The sequence below is a fragment of the Kribbella polygonati genome (genome assembly GCF_050320105.1).
Lineage (GTDB): Bacteria > Actinomycetota > Actinomycetes > Propionibacteriales > Kribbellaceae > Kribbella.
Window position 1 is genome coordinate 6,815,592 of sequence record NZ_CP190129.1, and the last position, 15,668, is coordinate 6,831,259.

The following is a 15,668-nucleotide window of genomic DNA, read 5'->3' on the forward strand; positions in this document are numbered from 1 at the left end:
CCGATGCACCGCACCGAGCACCTCCTCGCTACGGCGCTGGACCAGCAGCCAGGACCTAGAGCTTCTCGGCGACCTCGGTGAGGACCGCGAGGGTTGCGGTGATCAGGGGGTGGTCGGCGCGGCTGGTGCGGACGGCGGCGTAGACGCGGCGGGTGGGGGCCGGGTCGGGGAGGGGGCGGATCAGCGCGAGGGTCGGTTCGGGTACGGCGAGGCGTGGGACGAGTGAGACGCCGGCGCCGGCCGCGACCAGGGCGGCGACCGCGCGGAAGTCGTCGGACTGGTGCACGATACGCGGCTGGAAACCGGCTTGTTCGCAGGCGAGCAGGACCACGTCGCGGATCGGGTTGCCGGACGCCGGCATCACCCAGTCGTCGTTCGCCAGCTTCTCCAGCCCGATCGGGCTGTCCTCGGGGTGGGTCGGGGGGAGGACGGCGACGAAAGGTTCGGCGTACAACGGGATTCGGGTCAGGCGGCGGTCATCGGGGCGGGGGGAGCCGCGGTGTTCGACGGCGATCGCGAGATCGGCGTCGCCGTCGAGGAGTTGGGTGATGCCCTGGTGGCCTTCGGCATCGCGTACGACGAGGCTGAGGCCGGGGCTGGTCTCCTGCAGCCGGGTCAGCGCCGGCGCGACCAGCAGGCTGATCGCGGTCGCGAACGCCGTCACCCGGACCTCGCCGTTCGCGCCGTTCGCGTGCAGCCGCATCGCGTCCTCGGCGCGTTCGACCTCGGCGAGGATCGTGTCCGCGTGGGCGAGCAGCAGCCGCCCGGCGGAGGTGATCGACACCCGGCGGCCGCGGCGTTCGAGCAGTTCCTGGCCGACCTCGGTCTCGAGGGCCGCCAGTTGCTGGGAGACCGCCGAGGGCGTCAGGTGCAGCACCTCGGCGGCCGCGGTCACGGTGCCGTGGTCAGCAAGCGCGCGCAACACCTTCAGGCGTCGTACCTCGATCACGGTCCTCAGCTTGGCACACCAGCCTGAGCTCGACCTTCGGCGGCGGTGTACGGCGTGCGCGCCGGCGGGCGAGGGCGTCGCGGATCGGGTGACGTTTCGGGACGTGCGGACGCTGTGGGGCGTTCGGCATCGCGGAGTGGGTCTGTTCGTGGATCGACTTGATGACGGTGAACGGTACGTAGTGCATGTCTTCGACAGTAGGAATCGGACCGTTGATACGTCCAATGAAAGTTGTGCGCAGAGTTGATGCTTCTGGTGCATGATGTATGCCATGGAACTACGCCAGCTCAGGTCGTTCGTGACGGTGGCCGAGGAGCTGAACGTCGGGCGCGCGGCGGTCCGGCTGCACCTGACCCAGCCGTCGCTCAGCCGGCAGATCGCCGCCCTGGAACACGATCTGGGTGTCGAGCTGTTCGCCCGGGTGAAGCGCCGGTTCGTGCTGACGGCTGCGGGCGAGACGTTCCTCGCGGAGGCACGCGACCTGCTCCGCCGGTCCGACGAGGCGGTACGCGCGGCGCAGCGGACGCAGCGCGGTGAGCTCGGGACGCTGCGGCTGCGGTTCGTGCAGTCGGCGACGTTCGACGTACTGCCGCGGCTGCTCGGCGCGTTCCGCCGGGCGTACCCCGAGGTCGTGCTGGACCTGGAGGCGTGGACGACGCTCCGGCAGACGGAGGCGTTGCGCGACGGGCGGATCGACGTCGGGCTGATGCGGCCGAGTACTCCGGCCGGCGGGAGCGCCGTCGTACAGCTCGCGCCGTCGCTGACGTCGCGGGTGGTGGCCGAGGACCGGGTCGTGGTGACGCTGCCGGCCAGGCACCGGTTGGTACGGCGGAAGCGGCTGCGGCTGGCGGATCTCGCAGACGAGCCGTTCGTGTTCTACACCCGGTCGAGCGGGCCGGCCGTGTACGACACGATCGTCGGGTTCTGCCGCGCGGCCGGGTTCACGCCGCGGATCGAGCAGGAGGCGGCCGACGTCCAGACGATCGTGTCGCTGGTCGCGGCCGGGCTGGGCGTCTCGCTGCTGATCGGGCCGACGCCGCCGTCGAACCCGGACGCGGTGGTGTACCGCGAGTTGTCCGACGACCTGCCACCGTGGCAACTCTCCGTAGCCTGGTCCCCGGACAACCGTTCGCCCGTCCTGGGGCGATTCCTCGAACTGCTTTAGCCGAAGACGTCCGGGTCGCCGCCGGTGCGGACGCCGGTCTCCAGGTCCGCGATCGCGGCCATGTCGTCGTTGTCCAGCGCGAAGTCGAAGACCTCGAAGTTCTCCTTGATCCGGCTCGCGGTCACGGTCTTCGGGATCACCACGTTGCCGAGCTGCAGGTGCCAGCGGATCATCACCTGGGCCGGCGACTTGCCGTACTTCGTGCCGATCGCGTCCAGCGCGGCGTTACCGAGCAGTTGTCCGGAGGCCAGCGGGCTCCACGCCTCGGTGACGATGTCGTTCTCGGCGTTGAACGCGCGCAGCTCGTCCTGCGGCAGCGCCGGGTGCAGCTCGATCTGGTTCACCGCCGGGCGGATCGTGGTCTCCTCGAAGATCCGCCGGAGCGCCGGCTCGTGGAAGTTCGAGACCCCGATCGCGCGGACGCGCTTGTCGGCGTACAGCTGCTCGAGCGCCTTCCAGGTGTCGACGTACAGGTCCCGCTGCAGCGACTGCCAGTGGATCAGGTACAGGTCGACGGTCTCCAGGCCGAGTTTCTCGAGGCTGCTGTCGAAGGCCTTCAGCGTGCTGTCGTAGCCCTGGTCGGAGTTCCACACCTTGGTGGTGACGAACAGGTCGTCCCGCGGGAGGCCGGCCGCGGCGATGGCCCGGCCGACACCAGCCTCGTTGCCGTAGATCGCGGCGGTGTCGATGTGCCGGTAGCCGGTCTCGAAGGCCGTCGTCACCACGTCGGTGACGATCGAGTCCTCGACCTGCCAGACCCCCAGGCCCAGCTGCGGGATCTCGACGCCGTTGTCCAGAGTGATGGAGGGGACTGTGCTCATCTGCCCATTCCACCCGGCAAAAGGTTTTCGGCCCAGTCATCCGACGTGTGACAACAACCTCATTAACCGGCAGTAACCACCGAGTAGGTCTTGGCGTTGGGCTCCAGGAAGCGGAGCAGCCCGCTGCCTTCCCGCTCCAGCTCCGCCTGCGTCTTCTTCAGCGTCTTGCCGAACGGCGTGAGCGTGAGAGTGGCCACACCACGCTTCTGCTCGCTCGTCCACAGCCCGGCGACGAAGCCGTCGACGGTGTACGTCGCCTTGACCCGGAGGTTCTTCGTGAACACGGCCGGCTTGTGTTCGTCGGCGATGATCCGCTCCCGCTTCGCGTGCGACAGCAGCAGGTTGTCGAACTCCGGCAGGAACCGCACCGGCGCGGGCGTGTCCGCGTCCGGCCGGGGCGCGTCCGGTACGTCGTACAGCGTCTTGCCGTTCTCGTCCTCGAAGGTCTCCAGGTCGAGGTGGTCGAACAGCGGCTTGGCCTTCTGCAGGCCGGACCAGGTCTGGAAGTCCGCCGGCGTCGCGGGGCCGAACGCGGCGAGGTACCTGGTGACGAGCTCAGTGGGCTCAGCGGATTGGTGGAGCTTCGACCCGATCCAGTCCTCGGCCGGGGTGAACCTCGAGTTCGCCGTCCAGGACCAGCGGACGTCGGCCGGGTACATCACCAGCGGCACCAGCATCCGCGTGCAGAACCCGAGCGCCCGCTCGTTCACCTCCGGGAACTGCTGCTGCAGGGCGTCCCGCACTTCGGTGAACGTCAACGGCTCCTTCGCCAACAGCTTCTCCGCCGCCGCGACAACCTTCTCCGGCTCCAGCCCCGCCGCGCGATCCGCCAGGATCCGCAACCCCGCCTCGAGCACCGGCGCGACCGTCACCCGAAACCGCAGGTAGTCCGCCGCCGTCACCAGATGCAGCGTCCCGCGCAGGAACGTCGCCCGTACGACCTCCCGCCCGGCAACGGCTCGATCGAGCTCACCCTCCGCGAACCCGTCGATCCGCGACCACAACCCGACATACGGATGCTTCGCCTCCTGCCCCTGCATCCCCGCCAGCCGCCCCACCACCTCGACCACCGGCACCGCCTCCCGCCCCAACAACAACTGCCGCGCCAACGTCGCCCGATTGACCGCCCGCCCACTCATCACCACCATGCCCGCATCCTCCCAACCCCCACCGACAAAAGTCAGCCGTCTCGGACGATCTCCTGCTGGGTCCGACAGGCTCAGCTGTAGTCCTTCTCGTTGTACTTCGGGAGGTGGAGGAGCTGGCGGATCTGGGCGGACGGGGCTTTGCCGGCGGCGGCTGTTGCTTCCTTCAGGTGGGCGGCCATTTCGGACTTGGTGCCGGCGGCGGCGACCTTGAGCCAGTGCGGGCGGGCGGCCGTGTCAGAGGCGGCGAGTGCGCTGATCTGCTTCGAGACCGAGGACGGCCAGGTGACCTTCAGCAGCGCGCGGGACTCGGCGAGGTTCGCGGCGGCGACGGCCTTCGCGCGGTTCTGCAGGGTGGTGACCGACATGTTCTCGTTCGCGGCCTTCTCGAAGCTCTCCAGCGCGACGTTGTACGGCCGGGTGATCTGCAGGTACTTCGCTCCCGTGGCGGCGAGCGTCGGAGCCGTCGGGACCGACCGTACGACGGGTGCCGGCGTCGGCGGCTGGTACCGCGCCTCGTCCGGCGGCCGGGTCGTCGGTGCGCTGCTCCGTACGGCGGGCGACGGCGCCGTGGTGGCCGGCCCTTCGCCGGCGCCGCAGCCCGCGACGAACACCGCACTCAGTACTCCGACAACGGCCACCAACTGGCGCATGAGGCTCCTCACCCGGGGACGGACCGGGCAACTCTAGCGGGCCCGCACGCCTATTCGGCCAACGCGTTCCGGGCCTCGACGAACGCCGCGATCGCGCGCTCCACGTCCTCGGTCGAGTGTGCCGCGGACAGCTGCACCCGGATGCGCGCCTTGCCCTGCGGTACGACGGGATACGAGAAGCCGATCACGTAGATCCCGAGGTCGAGCAGCTTGTCCGCGAGCCGTCCCGCGGCCGCGGCGTCACCGATCATCACCGGGGAGATCGGGTGGTCGCCGGGGAGTACGTCGAAGCCGGCCTCGGTCATCTTGGTGCGGAAGAGCGCGGTGTTGGCGGCGAGCTTGTCGCGGAGGGTGCTCGACGTACCGATCAGCTCCAGCGCCTTCAGCGACGCGGCGGTGACGGCCGGGGCGAGCGAGTTCGAGAACAGGTACGGGCGGGAACGCTGCCGGAGCAGTTCGACGATCTCGCGGCGGGCGGAGACGTAGCCGCCGGACGCACCGCCGAGGGCCTTGCCGAGCGTGCCGGTGACGATGTCGACGCGGTCCTTCACGCCGAACAGCGACGGCGTACCGGCGCCGTCCGGGCCGACGAAGCCGACCGCGTGCGAGTCGTCGACCATCACGAGCGCGTCGTACCGTTCGGCCAGGTCGCAGATCTCGTCCAGCGGGGCGACGTACCCGTCCATCGAGAACACGCCGTCGGTGGCGATCAGCCGGTACCGCGCGTCGGCGGCGTCCTTGAGCTGCGCCTCCAGATCGGCCATGTCCCGGTTCTTGTAGCGGTAGCGGCGAGCCTTCGAGAGCCGGACGCCGTCGATGATGCTGGCGTGGTTCAGCTCGTCGGAGATGGTCGCGTCCTCAGCGCCGAGCAGCGTCTCGAACAGGCCGCCGTTCGCGTCGAAGCAGGAGCTGTAGAGGATGGTGTCCTCGGTGCCGAGGAAGTTGCTCAGGGCACCTTCCAGGTCCTTGTGGATCTGCTGCGTGCCGCAGATGAAGCGCACCGAGGAGAGCCCGAAGCCCCACCGGTCCAGCGCCTCCTTCGCCGCCGCGACGACGTCGGGGTGGTCGGACAGCCCAAGGTAGTTGTTCGCGCAGAAGTTCAGCACCTCGTTGCCGCTGGCAACCGAGATCAGCGACTGCTGCGGCGACGTGATCACCCGCTCGGACTTGTACAGCCCGGCGTCCCGGATCTCGCCGATGGTCGTCGTCAGGTCGTCCCGCATCCGCCCGAACATCAGTGCTTCTCCTCCAGGGATTCCGTCGTCCAGTCCATGATCACCTTGCCGCACTGCCCCTGCCGCGCGACGTCGAACGCGCGCTCGAAGTCGCCGTACCCGAACCGGTGGGTGATCACCGGCGTCAGGTCCAGGCCGCGCTCCAGCATCACCGACATCGAGTACCAGGTCTCGAACATCTCCCGGCCGTAGATGCCCTTGATCGTCAGCATGTTGAGCACCACGGTGCCCCAGTCGATCGCGATCTCGTCGGCCGGCAGCCCGAGCATCGCGACCTTGCCGCCGTGGGTCATGTTCGCGAGCAGCTCCCGGAGCGCGGCCGGCTGCCCGGACATCTCCATCCCGACGTCGAAGCCCTCGCGCATCCCGAGGCTCTGCTGGGCCTGCGCGATCGTTTCCTCGCCGACGTTCACCGCGCGGGTGACGCCGATCTTCCGGGCCAGGTCCAGCCGGTACTCCGACAGGTCCGTGATCACCACGTTCCGCGCACCGGCGTGCAGCGCGACCGCGGCGGCCATCACGCCGATCGGCCCGGCGCCGGTGATCAGCACGTCCTCGCCGACCAGCGGGAACGACAGGGCCGTGTGTACGGCGTTCCCGAACGGGTCGAACACCGCGGCGACGTCGAGGTCGACCGGGTCCTTGTGGACCCACGCGTTCGTGGCGGGCAGGGCGACGTACTCCGCGAACGCGCCCGGTACGTGGACGCCGAGGCCGCGGGTCTTGATGCAGAGGTGCCGGCGGCCGGCGCGGCAGTTCCGGCAGCGGCCGCAGACCAGGTGGCCCTCGCCGCTGACCAGGTCACCGACCGCGACGTCGCGGACCCCGACGCCGACCTCGACCACCTCGCCGCAGAACTCGTGCCCGGTCACCATCGGCACCGGCACGTTCTTCTGCGCCCACGGGTCCCAGTTCTGGATGTGCAGGTCGGTGCCGCACAACCCGGTGCGGAGGACCTTGATCAGTACCTCGTCGGCCTCGATCTTCGGCTCGGGTACGTCCTGCAACCACAGACCGGGCTTCGCCTCGGCCTTCACAAGCGCCTTCATGGCCACATCGTCGTCCTGGGCAACCACCGGCGTCCATCGACACGTCGTACACAGCCTTTGCAGCAGAGCTGCATACTTAGCCGTGTGCGGGGAGTGATCAGGGGACTCGGGATTGTGTTCCTGCTGGGTGGGCTCGGGGTGCTCGGGTGGATCGGGTGGCAGTACTTCGGGACCGGGATCGCGGCGAACCAGCAGATGGGGAACGCCGAGGAGACGCTCCGCGAGGAGTGGCGGAAGCCGTCCGCCCCGGTGACCGCCGAGGTGGGGCAGCCGCTCGCGTTGTTGCGGATCCCGCGGTTCGGGGCGGACTGGGAGAAGCCGATCGTGGAAGGCGTCGGCGCGGACGACCTGGCGCGCGGGATCGGGCACTATCCACAGACCCAGCTGCCCGGCCGGCCGGGGAACTTCGCGATCGCCGGGCACCGGGTCACGCACGGCTCGCCGTTCCGGAAGCTGCTCGAACTGCAGCGCGGCGACCAGATCGTGGTCGAGACCGCCGAGGCCGTCTACACGTACGCGCTGGACGGCTCGCCCCGCGACCTGACCGTGAAGCCGTCCGACGGCTGGGTCCTCGACCCGGTCCCGGGCCGGCGTACCGCCCCGACCCGTTCGATCATCACGCTGACCACCTGCCAGGACCTGTTCCACTCCCCGGACCGCTCGGTCGCGTTCGGCCACCTGGTGAAGGTCAGCAAGAAGTAGCGGACCGGCCGTCATCTAAGCTCAAGGCTCATGAGCTACGACCGGGACGGACTGCTGGAGCAGGTCAAGAGCAAGGCCATCGTGCACGGGAAGGTGACGCTGGCTTCCGGTAAGGAGGCCGACTACTACGTCGACCTGCGGCGGATCACGCTCGACGCGGCCGCGGCACCGCTGATCGGCACGGCGATGCTCGAGCTGACGAACGACCTGGAGTACGACGCGGTCGGCGGCCTGACACTCGGCGCGGACCCGGTCGCGATGTCGATGCTGCACGCCGCCGCCCAGCAGGGCCGCACGCTCGACGCGTTCGTCGTACGGAAGGCCGAGAAGACGCACGGTCTGCAGCGGCGGATCGAGGGACCCGACGTGCAGGGCCGCCGGGTGCTCGCGGTCGAGGACACGTCGACGACCGGTGGCTCGGTGCTGACCGCGGTCGAGGCGCTCCGCGAGGCCGGCGCCGAGGTGGTCGCGGTCGCGGTGATCGTGGACCGCGCGACCGGCGCCCAGGAACGGGTCGAAGCGGAAGGGCTGGAATACCGCTCCGTGTTCGGCCTCGAGGACCTGGGGCTGAGCTGATGCGGTCCAGCACGATCCTGATCTTCCTGGTCGCACTCGTCGTCTGCGGCGGTCTCTTCTACTTCAACTACTACCGGGCGAAGAAGCGCCGCGAGCTGTTCGCCGGGTTCGCCGCCCAGCGCGGCTGGCAGTACCTGGAGTCCAACCCGTCGCTGGCCGGTCAGTGGGGCGGTACGCCGTTCCAGACGGGCGACAACTGGCGCGTCAAGAACGTGCTGTCCGGGCCGTTCAACGGGCACCAGATGGTTGCCTTCGACTACAGCTACCAGACGCATTCGACCGACTCGAAGGGCCGCCGTACGACGACCACGCACAAGTTCGGCGTGGTCGTGCTGCAGCTGCCGGGGGCGCTGCCGCACCTGGAGGTCACGCACGAGGGCATCTTCGGCGGCGCGGTCGCGAACGCGCTCGGGTTCCGGGACCTGCAGTTCGAGAGCGACCAGTTCAACCGGGCGTTCCGGGTGAAGGCCGACGACGAGCGGTTCGGGCACGCGGTGGTGACGCCTCGGATGATGGAGCTGCTGCTGGCCCGCGGCGAGATCGGCTGGCGGATCGAGGGCAACTCGCTGGTCGGGTGGGACCGGGGCGCACACGACCCGAACGAGGTGCTGAACCGGTTGTCGCTGCTGGAGCAGGTGGTCCAGCAGGTCCCGCAGTACGTCTGGCGCGACTACGCGGGCGTCGATCCCCGTCCGCAGCAACCACCGAGCGGACCCACGTAGGGGGTGTCTTGCGGGTTCACGCCTACTGCGGGGCACTCGGCACGGCACCTCGCCGCACGGGTGCAAAGGCCACGATGCTCCGCATCGAGACCTTCGCCCCCGCACGCCGAGCTACCGCACCGAGCACCTCCTCGCTACGACGTGAACCCGCAAGACACCCCCTACCCGTAGAGTCGCGTACAGCACTGCCAACTCTCGGGAGCTCTTGTCATGCTTTGGGTCATCATCGCGATCGTCGCGGTCGTCGTCATCGTGGCGATCATGCTGATCACGTCGTACAACCGGTTCGTCAAGCAGCGGAACCTGATCCAGGAGTCGTGGCGGCAGATCGACGTCGAGCTGCACCGCCGGTACGACCTGATCCCGAACCTGGTCGAGACCGTCCGGGCGTACGCCGCGCACGAGCGGCACGTGTTCGAGGAGGTCGCGCGGCTGCGGACCCAGGCGGTGAACACCCAGGGCGCGAACCCGGAGCAGCGGGCCGCCGCGGAGGGTGAGCTGTCCGGCGCGCTGCGCCAGATGATGATCTCGGTCGAGCAGTACCCGCAGCTGCAGTCGAACCAGAACTTCCTCGGCCTGCAGCGTGAGCTGACCGACACCGAGGACCGGATCGCGGCCGGCCGCAGGTTCTACAACGCGAACGTCGGCGACTACAACACCCGGATCGAGGCGTTCCCGTCGAACCTGATCGCGAACGGCTTCAAGTTCGAGAAGGCCGGGTACTTCGAGGTCAAGGACGAGTCGGTCCGCGCGGTCCCGCAGGTCTCGTTCGGCACGATCGGCTCGGTCGCCGGCGAGCAGGCGCCGCCGCAGATGCAGCCGGGCGCCCCGTCGTCGGGCCAGATCCACCCGCAGATGCCGGGTGACCAGGGCAACTACCAGCAGGGCTACCCGCAGCAGCAGATCCCGCAGCAGCCCTACCAGCAGCAGCCGCCGGCTCAGCAGCCGCAGCAGGCGCCGTACCAGGGTCAGCAGGGGCAGGGCGGCTACCCGGCCCCGCAGCCGCAGCAGGGGTACCAGGGAGAGCCACCGGTGGGCGGGCCGCCTGCGGGTTCCCCCGCGCCACAGGACGGTCAGCCGCCATTCACCGGTGGCCAGTAGGCACCGGTTCCCCGTGGTCCAGGTCCCCCGATCCCGGACTCGCTCCCAGTGCCAGGCCCGGTGTGACGGCGGTCAAGTCGCCACCGCCGGGCCTGTCCTCCCCCCGGTACCTGTGAGAACTCTGTCGCAGTGACATACATCCGGCGTACATCGGCCTTCACGCCGGGCCGGGCGGGATGCCACGATAGGTCGGTTCAAGAGTGGAGAGGTCGAGCGTGTGGACAGTCTGAGGTACGGGATCCTCGGACCTCTGCGGCTCGTCCACGCCCAGGGACAGCCGCTGAAGGCCGCGAAACCGCGGCAGCTGCTCGCTACCCTGCTGCTGCACCCGAACCGGTTCGTCTCCACCGACCTGATCGCGGACGCGCTCTGGGAGACCACCCCGCCGCGGTCGGCCACCGCCAACATCCGGACGTACGTCCGCGCGCTCCGCGGGGTGCTGCAGGACGCCGGGCTGCCCGCCCCGATCGACACGTCGGCGGCCGGCTACAGCATCGAGGTGGGCGTCGACGAGCTCGACGCCAGCCTGTTCGAGTCGCTGCTCGCCGAGGGCGGGCACCTGCGGGACGCCGGTGACGGCCGCCAGGCGATGCAGGTGCTGTCCCGGGCGTACTCGCTGTGGCGCGGCCGTCCGCTCGAGGACCTGCCGATGCCGGCGGCCTGGGAGGGCTCGATCGCCCGCCTGGAGGCGCAGCACCGCGGCCTGGTCGACAGCCTGCTGGACCTGCGGCTGGAGTACGGCGACGCGAGCGGTGCCGCCGTACTGCTGAGTGCGCGGCTCACCGAGGACCCGTACGACGAGCAGCTCTGGCGGCGCCTGGTCGACGCGTTGGTTGCCGCGGGCCGGGTGGGCGAGGCGCGGGCGGCGTACGCGAAGGCCGTGCAGACCCTTGCCGACGAGTTGGACATCAAGCCAGGCCCCGAGCTGGAGGCTGCCGGGGCCCGCGCTGAGAACGGCCGTTCGGCCAACTGGCCCAACCCGGGCATTCCAGCCGACCGTACGGCGGACCGTCCGAGCCAATCCGCACCACTTGGCCCCATGGCCGCGCCTGAACTCAAAGACCCGGTCAGGCCGCCTAGCCAACTGCCCCTGGACCTGGCTGACTTCAGCGGACGCCAGGAGCTCCTGGAACAGCTGCGGGACCTGGTGTGTGGCCGTGACCCGGTACGGCCGCCTGTGGCTGTCATCTCCGGTGCACCTGGCACCGGCAAGACCTCACTGGCCGTCCGGCTCGGGCACCTGGTCCGGGAGTACTTCCCGGACGGCCAGATTTACCTGGACATGCACGGCGCGACTCACCCGCGCGACCCGGCCGGTGCGCTCACCGACCTGCTGCTCAGTCTGAACCTGCCGGACTTCGCGATCCCGACGGATCCGGAGCGGCGCTCGGCGATGCTGCGGTCCGAGCTGGCCAGCCGGCGGGTGCTGATCATCCTGGACGACGTGGCCACGGCCGGCCAGGTCACCCCGCTGATGCCCGGCACCGGTGCGTCGGCCGTGGTCGTGACCAGTCGCAACCGGCTGATGGACCTGGCCGGCGCGGACAGCACTCCGCTCGACACGTTCGACGACCGCGAGGCGGCCCGGCTGCTCGCGTCGGTCGCGGGCGCCGGCCGGATCGACCCGTCGTCGCCGGAGGCCGAGGAGATCCTCGCCGCCTGCGCGAACCTGCCGCTGGCGATCCGGATCGTCGGCAGCCGCCTGGCGCAACGGCCCGACCTGAGCGCCCGGGAGCTCGCCCGGCGGTTGCGGGACGAGACGTCCCGGCTGGACGAGCTCAGCATCGGCGAGCTCGCCGTACGGACCAGTGCCGATCTGAGCTACGACGCGTTGAGCCCCGAGGAAGCCCGGCTGTACCGGTTGATCGGGCACTTCGCGGTCGGCGTCTTCTCGGCCCGGGCGCTGGAGGCCGTGGCCTCGCCGGCCGCCGTACGGCGCAGTCTGGACCGGCTGATCGAGGTCAACCTGGTCCGGATCAGCTCGGTCGACCACCGCGGTACGGCGCGGTACCGGGTGCACGACCTGCTCCGGCTGCACGCGCTCGGGGTCGGTACGGACGAGCAGCGCGCGCAGGCGGTCCGGGACGTGGAGACGGTCGTCGACGCGATCCTGAACAAGATCCGCCGCGCCAACAACGCCTTGTCGTTCGAGTACTTCGGCGTCCTCGAGCACACCGGTCCGCTGACCGCGCCGGACCCGTCGCCGTTCACCGAGACCGACGCGATCGCCTGGTTCGACAGCGAGCGCAGTACGTTCGTGCCGGCCATCCGGGCCGCGGCGCAGAACGGGCTGCACGAGCACGCCTGGCGGATCGCCGCCGCCTGGGGACCGTACCTGGACCTGCGGGCCGGCTTCGACGACTGGAACGGGTCGCATCAGCAGGGGCTGCGGAGCGCGATCGAGTGCGGGGACCGGCACGGCGAGGCGATCATGCACCGGAACCTCGGCCAGCTCGCGGTCTACCAGGACGACTGGGACAGTGCGCGCCGGCACTTCGACGCGGCCGCGCAGGCGTTCGCCGAGGTCGGCGACCGGCTCGGTGAGGGTGTCGCGGCCGTCGGCCTCGGTACCTGGCTGCGGGAACGCGGCGAACGGGACGCCGGGCTGGCGCAGTACGAGAAGGCGATCGAGGCGTTCGTCGAGGACGGCAACGCGAATGCCGAGGCGCTGGCCCGGACCGCGGCCGCCGGCGTGTACCTGGCCCGCGGCGACGTGGCCGGCGCCCGGAGGTACCTCGCGCAGGCGTTCCTGATCGCCGTACGGCGCGCGGACGCGCACCGGGAGGCCAAGGTACGTCGGCGGATCGCGGCGCTCCGGGTCCACCAGGGCCGGCACGACGAGGCGGTTCGGCAGCTGCGCAAGGCGCTGGCGATCTTCGACGGGATGGGCGACGACCACTGCGCGGCGTACACCCGGGCGCTGCTCGGGCGGGCGCTGATGGAGCGCGGCGAGGTGGCGACGTCCCGGAAGACGCTGCTGGACGCGATCGACGTCGGCCACCGGCTGGGGGACCGCAGCGTGGAGGGTCAGGCGGCGCAGTACCTCGGGGAGCTCTACCTGTCGACCGGCAGTGTGGACAACGCCCGCCGTACGCTCGAACGCGCCGCGCGCGTGTGGCTCCAGGCAGGCAACGACTCGGCCGCCGCGGACTGTCGCCGGCTGCTGGTCGGCTCCGAGACCGGTGCCGCGGCCGGCTAGCAATGTACGGCGGCTGTATCCCCGCGCGGCAGCATTCGTGGCATGCCACGGCACGACCGGCCGAGGACGGGGGATCGGGGAGGATACCTATGGCCTGGGGGGAGGTTGCCGTGGAGCGCCGGAACGTCCCGCGGGTGGCAAACCCGCGGGACACCGAGGCGGCGCTGAACTGGCAGCTCGAACGTGCCGGTTCGGCGGCCTGGGAGGACTGGACGCTGAAGTTCCAGCGGATGGCCTTCGGCTACGCGCACGACAGCGGCTGGCACGACGCGGCCGACGCGGTGAGTTGGCTCGACCACCACGCCCTGCTCCGCGAAGGGGCCGCGCCACGGGGGGCGCTGGTCTGGTACCAGGCGGCTGACCGGATCCGGGTGGCCTGTTCACTCGGCGCCGGTCAGGTGGTCGGCCCGCTACCGACCGGTCCGGTGGAGATCGCCGAGCTGCGGCTGCTCAGCACCGACTGGGTCTGGTCGGAGCCGTACTTCCCGTTCGGGCACTAGCCAGGTCAGCGGGCGGCGTGCTTCGGTGCGTCGCCGGTGGCGGCGTTCTTGTTGCGGTTGCGCCGCCGGGCGAGGAAGTACTCGACGAACATCGGGATCAGCGAGATCAGCACCAGCAGGACGAGCGCGGCCTCGAGGTTCTTGTGGATGAACTCGACGTTGCCGAGCGCGTGCCCGAGCAGCGTGATGCCCGGCGCCCAGATCACCGCGCCGACCCCGGTCCACAGGAAGAACTTCTTCGGGTCCATCCGGCCCGCACCGGCGACGATCGTGATGAACGTCCGGACGATAGGCACGAAGCGGGCCAGCACCAGCGCCCGCGGGCCGTACCGGTCGAAGAACTCGTGCGTCTGCTCGATGTACTTCGGTTTCAGGAACCGGGCGTCCGGGTTCTTGAACAGCGACGTACCGAGGAACCGGCCGATGTAGTAGCCGGACACGTTGCCGAGGAACGCGGCCACCGTGAGCAGCACGCAGGCCAGCCAGAGCGGCACGTGGATCGTTCCCTGCGCGATGAACAGGCCGACCGCGAACAGCAGCGAGTCACCGGGCAGGATCGGGAAGAGCACCCCGCACTCGATGAACACCACGACCAGCGTGCCCCAGAGGGCCCAGTCACCCAGCCAGTTCAGCAGGTACTCCGGGTTCATCCAGGAGGGCATCAGCATCGCGACAAGAGGAAGCACGCGGACAGGGTAGCGTCCCCACCTGTGCACGAGCTGAGCAGTGACGTACGTGGAGCCGACATGGTAGGCCCGAACGAGGTTGGCGTGGGCCCGTGGACGGGCGATCTGCCCGACGACCCGCGGCTCGATCCCGAGCTGCTCGCGCACGGTGACCGGCGCAACGTCGTGGACAAGTACCGGTACTGGAAGCTGGAGGCGATCGTCGCCGACCTGGACGGGCAGCGAAACCCGTTCCACGTCGCGATCGAGAACTGGCAGCACGACCTGAACATCGGCTCGGTGGTGCGGACCGCGAACGCCTTCCTGGCCGCCGAGGTCCACATCGTCGGCAACCGCAAGTGGAACCGCCGTGGCGCGATGGTCACCGACCGCTACCAACACGTCCGCCATCACCCAACACTGCCCGACCTGGCTGGTTTTGCCGCCGAGAACGACCTACCGGTGATCGGCATCGACAACCTGCCGGGCTCGGTGCCGCTGGAGACCTACGAACTACCTGCGGCCTGCATCCTGCTCTTCGGCCAGGAGGGTCCCGGGCTGACGGCTGAGGCCCACCAGGTCTGCACATCCGTCCTCTCGATCGCGCAGTTCGGCTCCACCCGCTCCATCAACGCCAGCGCCGCCGCCGCGATCGCCATGCACGCCTGGATCCGCCGCCACACCTTCGGTCAGCCGTCGAGCAGCTGATCCAGGATGTTGGTGGCCAACTGAAGGACGGCCTGTTCCGTCGGATTGAGCCGCTCCGCGATCGCCTCCGCCAGCCAGTCGTCGGAACTCTTCACGTGCTCCTTGAGCAACGCCCGCCCGGTCCCCGTGAGCTCGATCGTCTGCCGGCGCCGATCGTGTGGATCCTGCCGGCGGTTGATCAGGTCCTGCTCTTCCAGGCTGGTCAGCACGCGCGTCAGCGATTGCGGCTGGACCCGCTCGGCCTTGGCGATCTCGCTCGCCGTCAGGCTCCCGTGACGGTGCAGCTGACCGAGTACGGCGACGCCCGTACTGCCGAGCCCGTCGCCGGTGCGCTCGGCGCGGAGTCGTAGCGCCAACCGCGTACTGGCTCGCCTGAGGGCGACCGCTGTTTCATACGCTTCCACTTATTGTTCTCCGTATCTGACCGCTGGCAAATGTTAAGCTTAGCTTATTATGAGCGTGTACGCCTGGTCGCGAG

16 protein-coding genes are annotated in these 15,668 nt (G+C 69.8%); 8 read left to right on the plus strand and 8 right to left on the minus strand.

From position 1 onward, the window contains the following. Positions 1-55 precede the first annotated feature (55 nt). Positions 56-949 carry a LysR family transcriptional regulator gene (locus ACQHIV_RS32490; protein ID WP_427887727.1) on the minus strand — a complete coding sequence of 298 codons (894 nt, stop codon included), beginning with the start codon at positions 947-949 and terminating at the stop codon, positions 56-58. 271 nt (positions 950-1,220) lie between these two features. Between ACQHIV_RS32490 and ACQHIV_RS32495 the strand changes: the two genes are divergently transcribed. Next, positions 1,221-2,114, plus strand: a complete 894-nt coding sequence (locus tag ACQHIV_RS32495) for a LysR substrate-binding domain-containing protein (protein WP_427887728.1) — start codon at positions 1,221-1,223, stop codon at positions 2,112-2,114. Here the strand turns inward: ACQHIV_RS32495 and ACQHIV_RS32500 are convergent. From ACQHIV_RS32500 to tdh, 5 genes are all read right to left on the minus strand, one after another. Next, positions 2,111-2,935 (minus strand): aldo/keto reductase, encoded by an 825-nt coding sequence (locus ACQHIV_RS32500; RefSeq protein ID WP_427887730.1) that lies wholly within the window; start codon positions 2,933-2,935, stop codon positions 2,111-2,113. The genes ACQHIV_RS32495 and ACQHIV_RS32500 overlap by 4 nt on opposite strands. A gap of 62 nt (positions 2,936-2,997) precedes the next feature. Then, positions 2,998-4,083 carry a winged helix DNA-binding domain-containing protein gene (locus tag ACQHIV_RS32505; RefSeq protein ID WP_427887732.1) on the minus strand — a complete coding sequence of 362 codons (1,086 nt, stop codon included), beginning with the start codon at positions 4,081-4,083 and terminating at the stop codon, positions 2,998-3,000. Between the two features lie 71 nt (positions 4,084-4,154). After that, positions 4,155-4,733, minus strand: a complete 579-nt coding sequence (locus tag ACQHIV_RS32510; RefSeq protein WP_427887734.1) for a hypothetical protein — start codon at positions 4,731-4,733, stop codon at positions 4,155-4,157. Between the two features lie 50 nt (positions 4,734-4,783). Continuing rightward, the gene (locus tag ACQHIV_RS32515; protein ID WP_427887735.1) at positions 4,784-5,968 is read right to left on the minus strand and encodes a glycine C-acetyltransferase; all 1,185 of its coding nucleotides are present in this window, start codon (positions 5,966-5,968) and stop codon (positions 4,784-4,786) included. Continuing rightward, positions 5,968-7,017: an L-threonine 3-dehydrogenase gene (gene tdh, locus ACQHIV_RS32520; RefSeq protein WP_427887737.1), complete on the minus strand. Its 1,050-nt coding sequence runs from the start codon at positions 7,015-7,017 to the stop codon at positions 5,968-5,970. The genes ACQHIV_RS32515 and tdh overlap by 1 nt, the downstream gene beginning before the upstream one ends. Before the next feature lie 84 nt (positions 7,018-7,101). On the opposite strand from tdh, the gene ACQHIV_RS32525 reads away from it, so the two are divergent. The 6 genes from ACQHIV_RS32525 to ACQHIV_RS32550 all read left to right on the plus strand — a co-directional run bounded on the left by ACQHIV_RS32525 (position 7,102) and on the right by ACQHIV_RS32550 (position 13,817). Continuing rightward, the gene (locus ACQHIV_RS32525; protein ID WP_427887739.1) at positions 7,102-7,719 is read left to right on the plus strand and encodes a class E sortase; all 618 of its coding nucleotides are present in this window, start codon (positions 7,102-7,104) and stop codon (positions 7,717-7,719) included. Between the two features lie 30 nt (positions 7,720-7,749). Further along, positions 7,750-8,295 (plus strand): orotate phosphoribosyltransferase, encoded by a 546-nt coding sequence (gene pyrE, locus ACQHIV_RS32530; RefSeq protein ID WP_427887741.1) that lies wholly within the window; start codon positions 7,750-7,752, stop codon positions 8,293-8,295. Next, entirely contained in the window at positions 8,295-9,017 is a 723-nt protein-coding gene (locus tag ACQHIV_RS32535; protein ID WP_427887743.1) for a hypothetical protein, read from the plus strand. Before pyrE ends, ACQHIV_RS32535 begins: the two co-directional genes overlap by 1 nt. 210 nt (positions 9,018-9,227) lie before the next feature. Further along, entirely contained in the window at positions 9,228-10,118 is an 891-nt protein-coding gene (locus tag ACQHIV_RS32540; protein ID WP_427887744.1) for a LemA family protein, read from the plus strand. Positions 10,119-10,335: 217 nt separating this feature from the next. Further along, positions 10,336-13,317, plus strand: coding sequence for a BTAD domain-containing putative transcriptional regulator (locus tag ACQHIV_RS32545; protein WP_427887746.1), 2,982 nt, complete (start codon positions 10,336-10,338; stop codon positions 13,315-13,317). Between the two features lie 89 nt (positions 13,318-13,406). Then, positions 13,407-13,817, plus strand: coding sequence for a hypothetical protein (locus tag ACQHIV_RS32550; RefSeq protein WP_427887747.1), 411 nt, complete (start codon positions 13,407-13,409; stop codon positions 13,815-13,817). A 5-nt stretch (positions 13,818-13,822) separates the two neighbouring features. Here ACQHIV_RS32550 and ACQHIV_RS32555 read toward each other — a convergent pair whose 3' ends face one another. Next, on the minus strand, positions 13,823-14,503 hold the full coding sequence (locus ACQHIV_RS32555; protein ID WP_427887749.1) for a DedA family protein: 681 nt from the start codon (positions 14,501-14,503) through the stop codon (positions 13,823-13,825). A gap of 60 nt (positions 14,504-14,563) precedes the next feature. Here ACQHIV_RS32555 and ACQHIV_RS32560 point away from each other — a divergent pair, with 60 nt between their 5' ends. Further along, the gene (locus tag ACQHIV_RS32560; RefSeq protein WP_427887751.1) at positions 14,564-15,190 is read left to right on the plus strand and encodes a TrmH family RNA methyltransferase; all 627 of its coding nucleotides are present in this window, start codon (positions 14,564-14,566) and stop codon (positions 15,188-15,190) included. Here ACQHIV_RS32560 and ACQHIV_RS32565 read toward each other — a convergent pair. Next, positions 15,172-15,594: a MarR family winged helix-turn-helix transcriptional regulator gene (locus tag ACQHIV_RS32565; RefSeq protein WP_427887753.1), complete on the minus strand. Its 423-nt coding sequence runs from the start codon at positions 15,592-15,594 to the stop codon at positions 15,172-15,174. The genes ACQHIV_RS32560 and ACQHIV_RS32565 overlap by 19 nt on opposite strands. Positions 15,595-15,668 lie beyond the last annotated feature (74 nt).

Excerpts from the sequence above, each read along its gene's own strand:
- ACQHIV_RS32560 (WP_427887751.1), top strand. The coding sequence starts at position 14,564 with ATGGTAGGCCCGAACGAGGTTGGCGTGGGCCCGTGGACGGGCGATCTG.
- ACQHIV_RS32510 (WP_427887734.1), bottom strand. The coding sequence starts at position 4,733 with ATGCGCCAGTTGGTGGCCGTTGTCGGAGTACTGAGTGCGGTGTTCGTC.
- ACQHIV_RS32540 (WP_427887744.1), top strand. The coding sequence starts at position 9,228 with ATGCTTTGGGTCATCATCGCGATCGTCGCGGTCGTCGTCATCGTGGCG.
- tdh (WP_427887737.1), bottom strand. The coding sequence starts at position 7,017 with ATGAAGGCGCTTGTGAAGGCCGAGGCGAAGCCCGGTCTGTGGTTGCAG.
- pyrE (WP_427887741.1), top strand. The coding sequence starts at position 7,750 with ATGAGCTACGACCGGGACGGACTGCTGGAGCAGGTCAAGAGCAAGGCC.
- ACQHIV_RS32535 (WP_427887743.1), top strand. The coding sequence starts at position 8,295 with ATGCGGTCCAGCACGATCCTGATCTTCCTGGTCGCACTCGTCGTCTGC.
- ACQHIV_RS32515 (WP_427887735.1), bottom strand. The coding sequence starts at position 5,968 with ATGTTCGGGCGGATGCGGGACGACCTGACGACGACCATCGGCGAGATC.
- ACQHIV_RS32495 (WP_427887728.1), top strand. The coding sequence starts at position 1,221 with ATGGAACTACGCCAGCTCAGGTCGTTCGTGACGGTGGCCGAGGAGCTG.
- ACQHIV_RS32550 (WP_427887747.1), top strand. The coding sequence starts at position 13,407 with ATGGCCTGGGGGGAGGTTGCCGTGGAGCGCCGGAACGTCCCGCGGGTG.
- ACQHIV_RS32500 (WP_427887730.1), bottom strand. The coding sequence starts at position 2,935 with ATGAGCACAGTCCCCTCCATCACTCTGGACAACGGCGTCGAGATCCCG.
- ACQHIV_RS32505 (WP_427887732.1), bottom strand. The coding sequence starts at position 4,083 with ATGGTGGTGATGAGTGGGCGGGCGGTCAATCGGGCGACGTTGGCGCGG.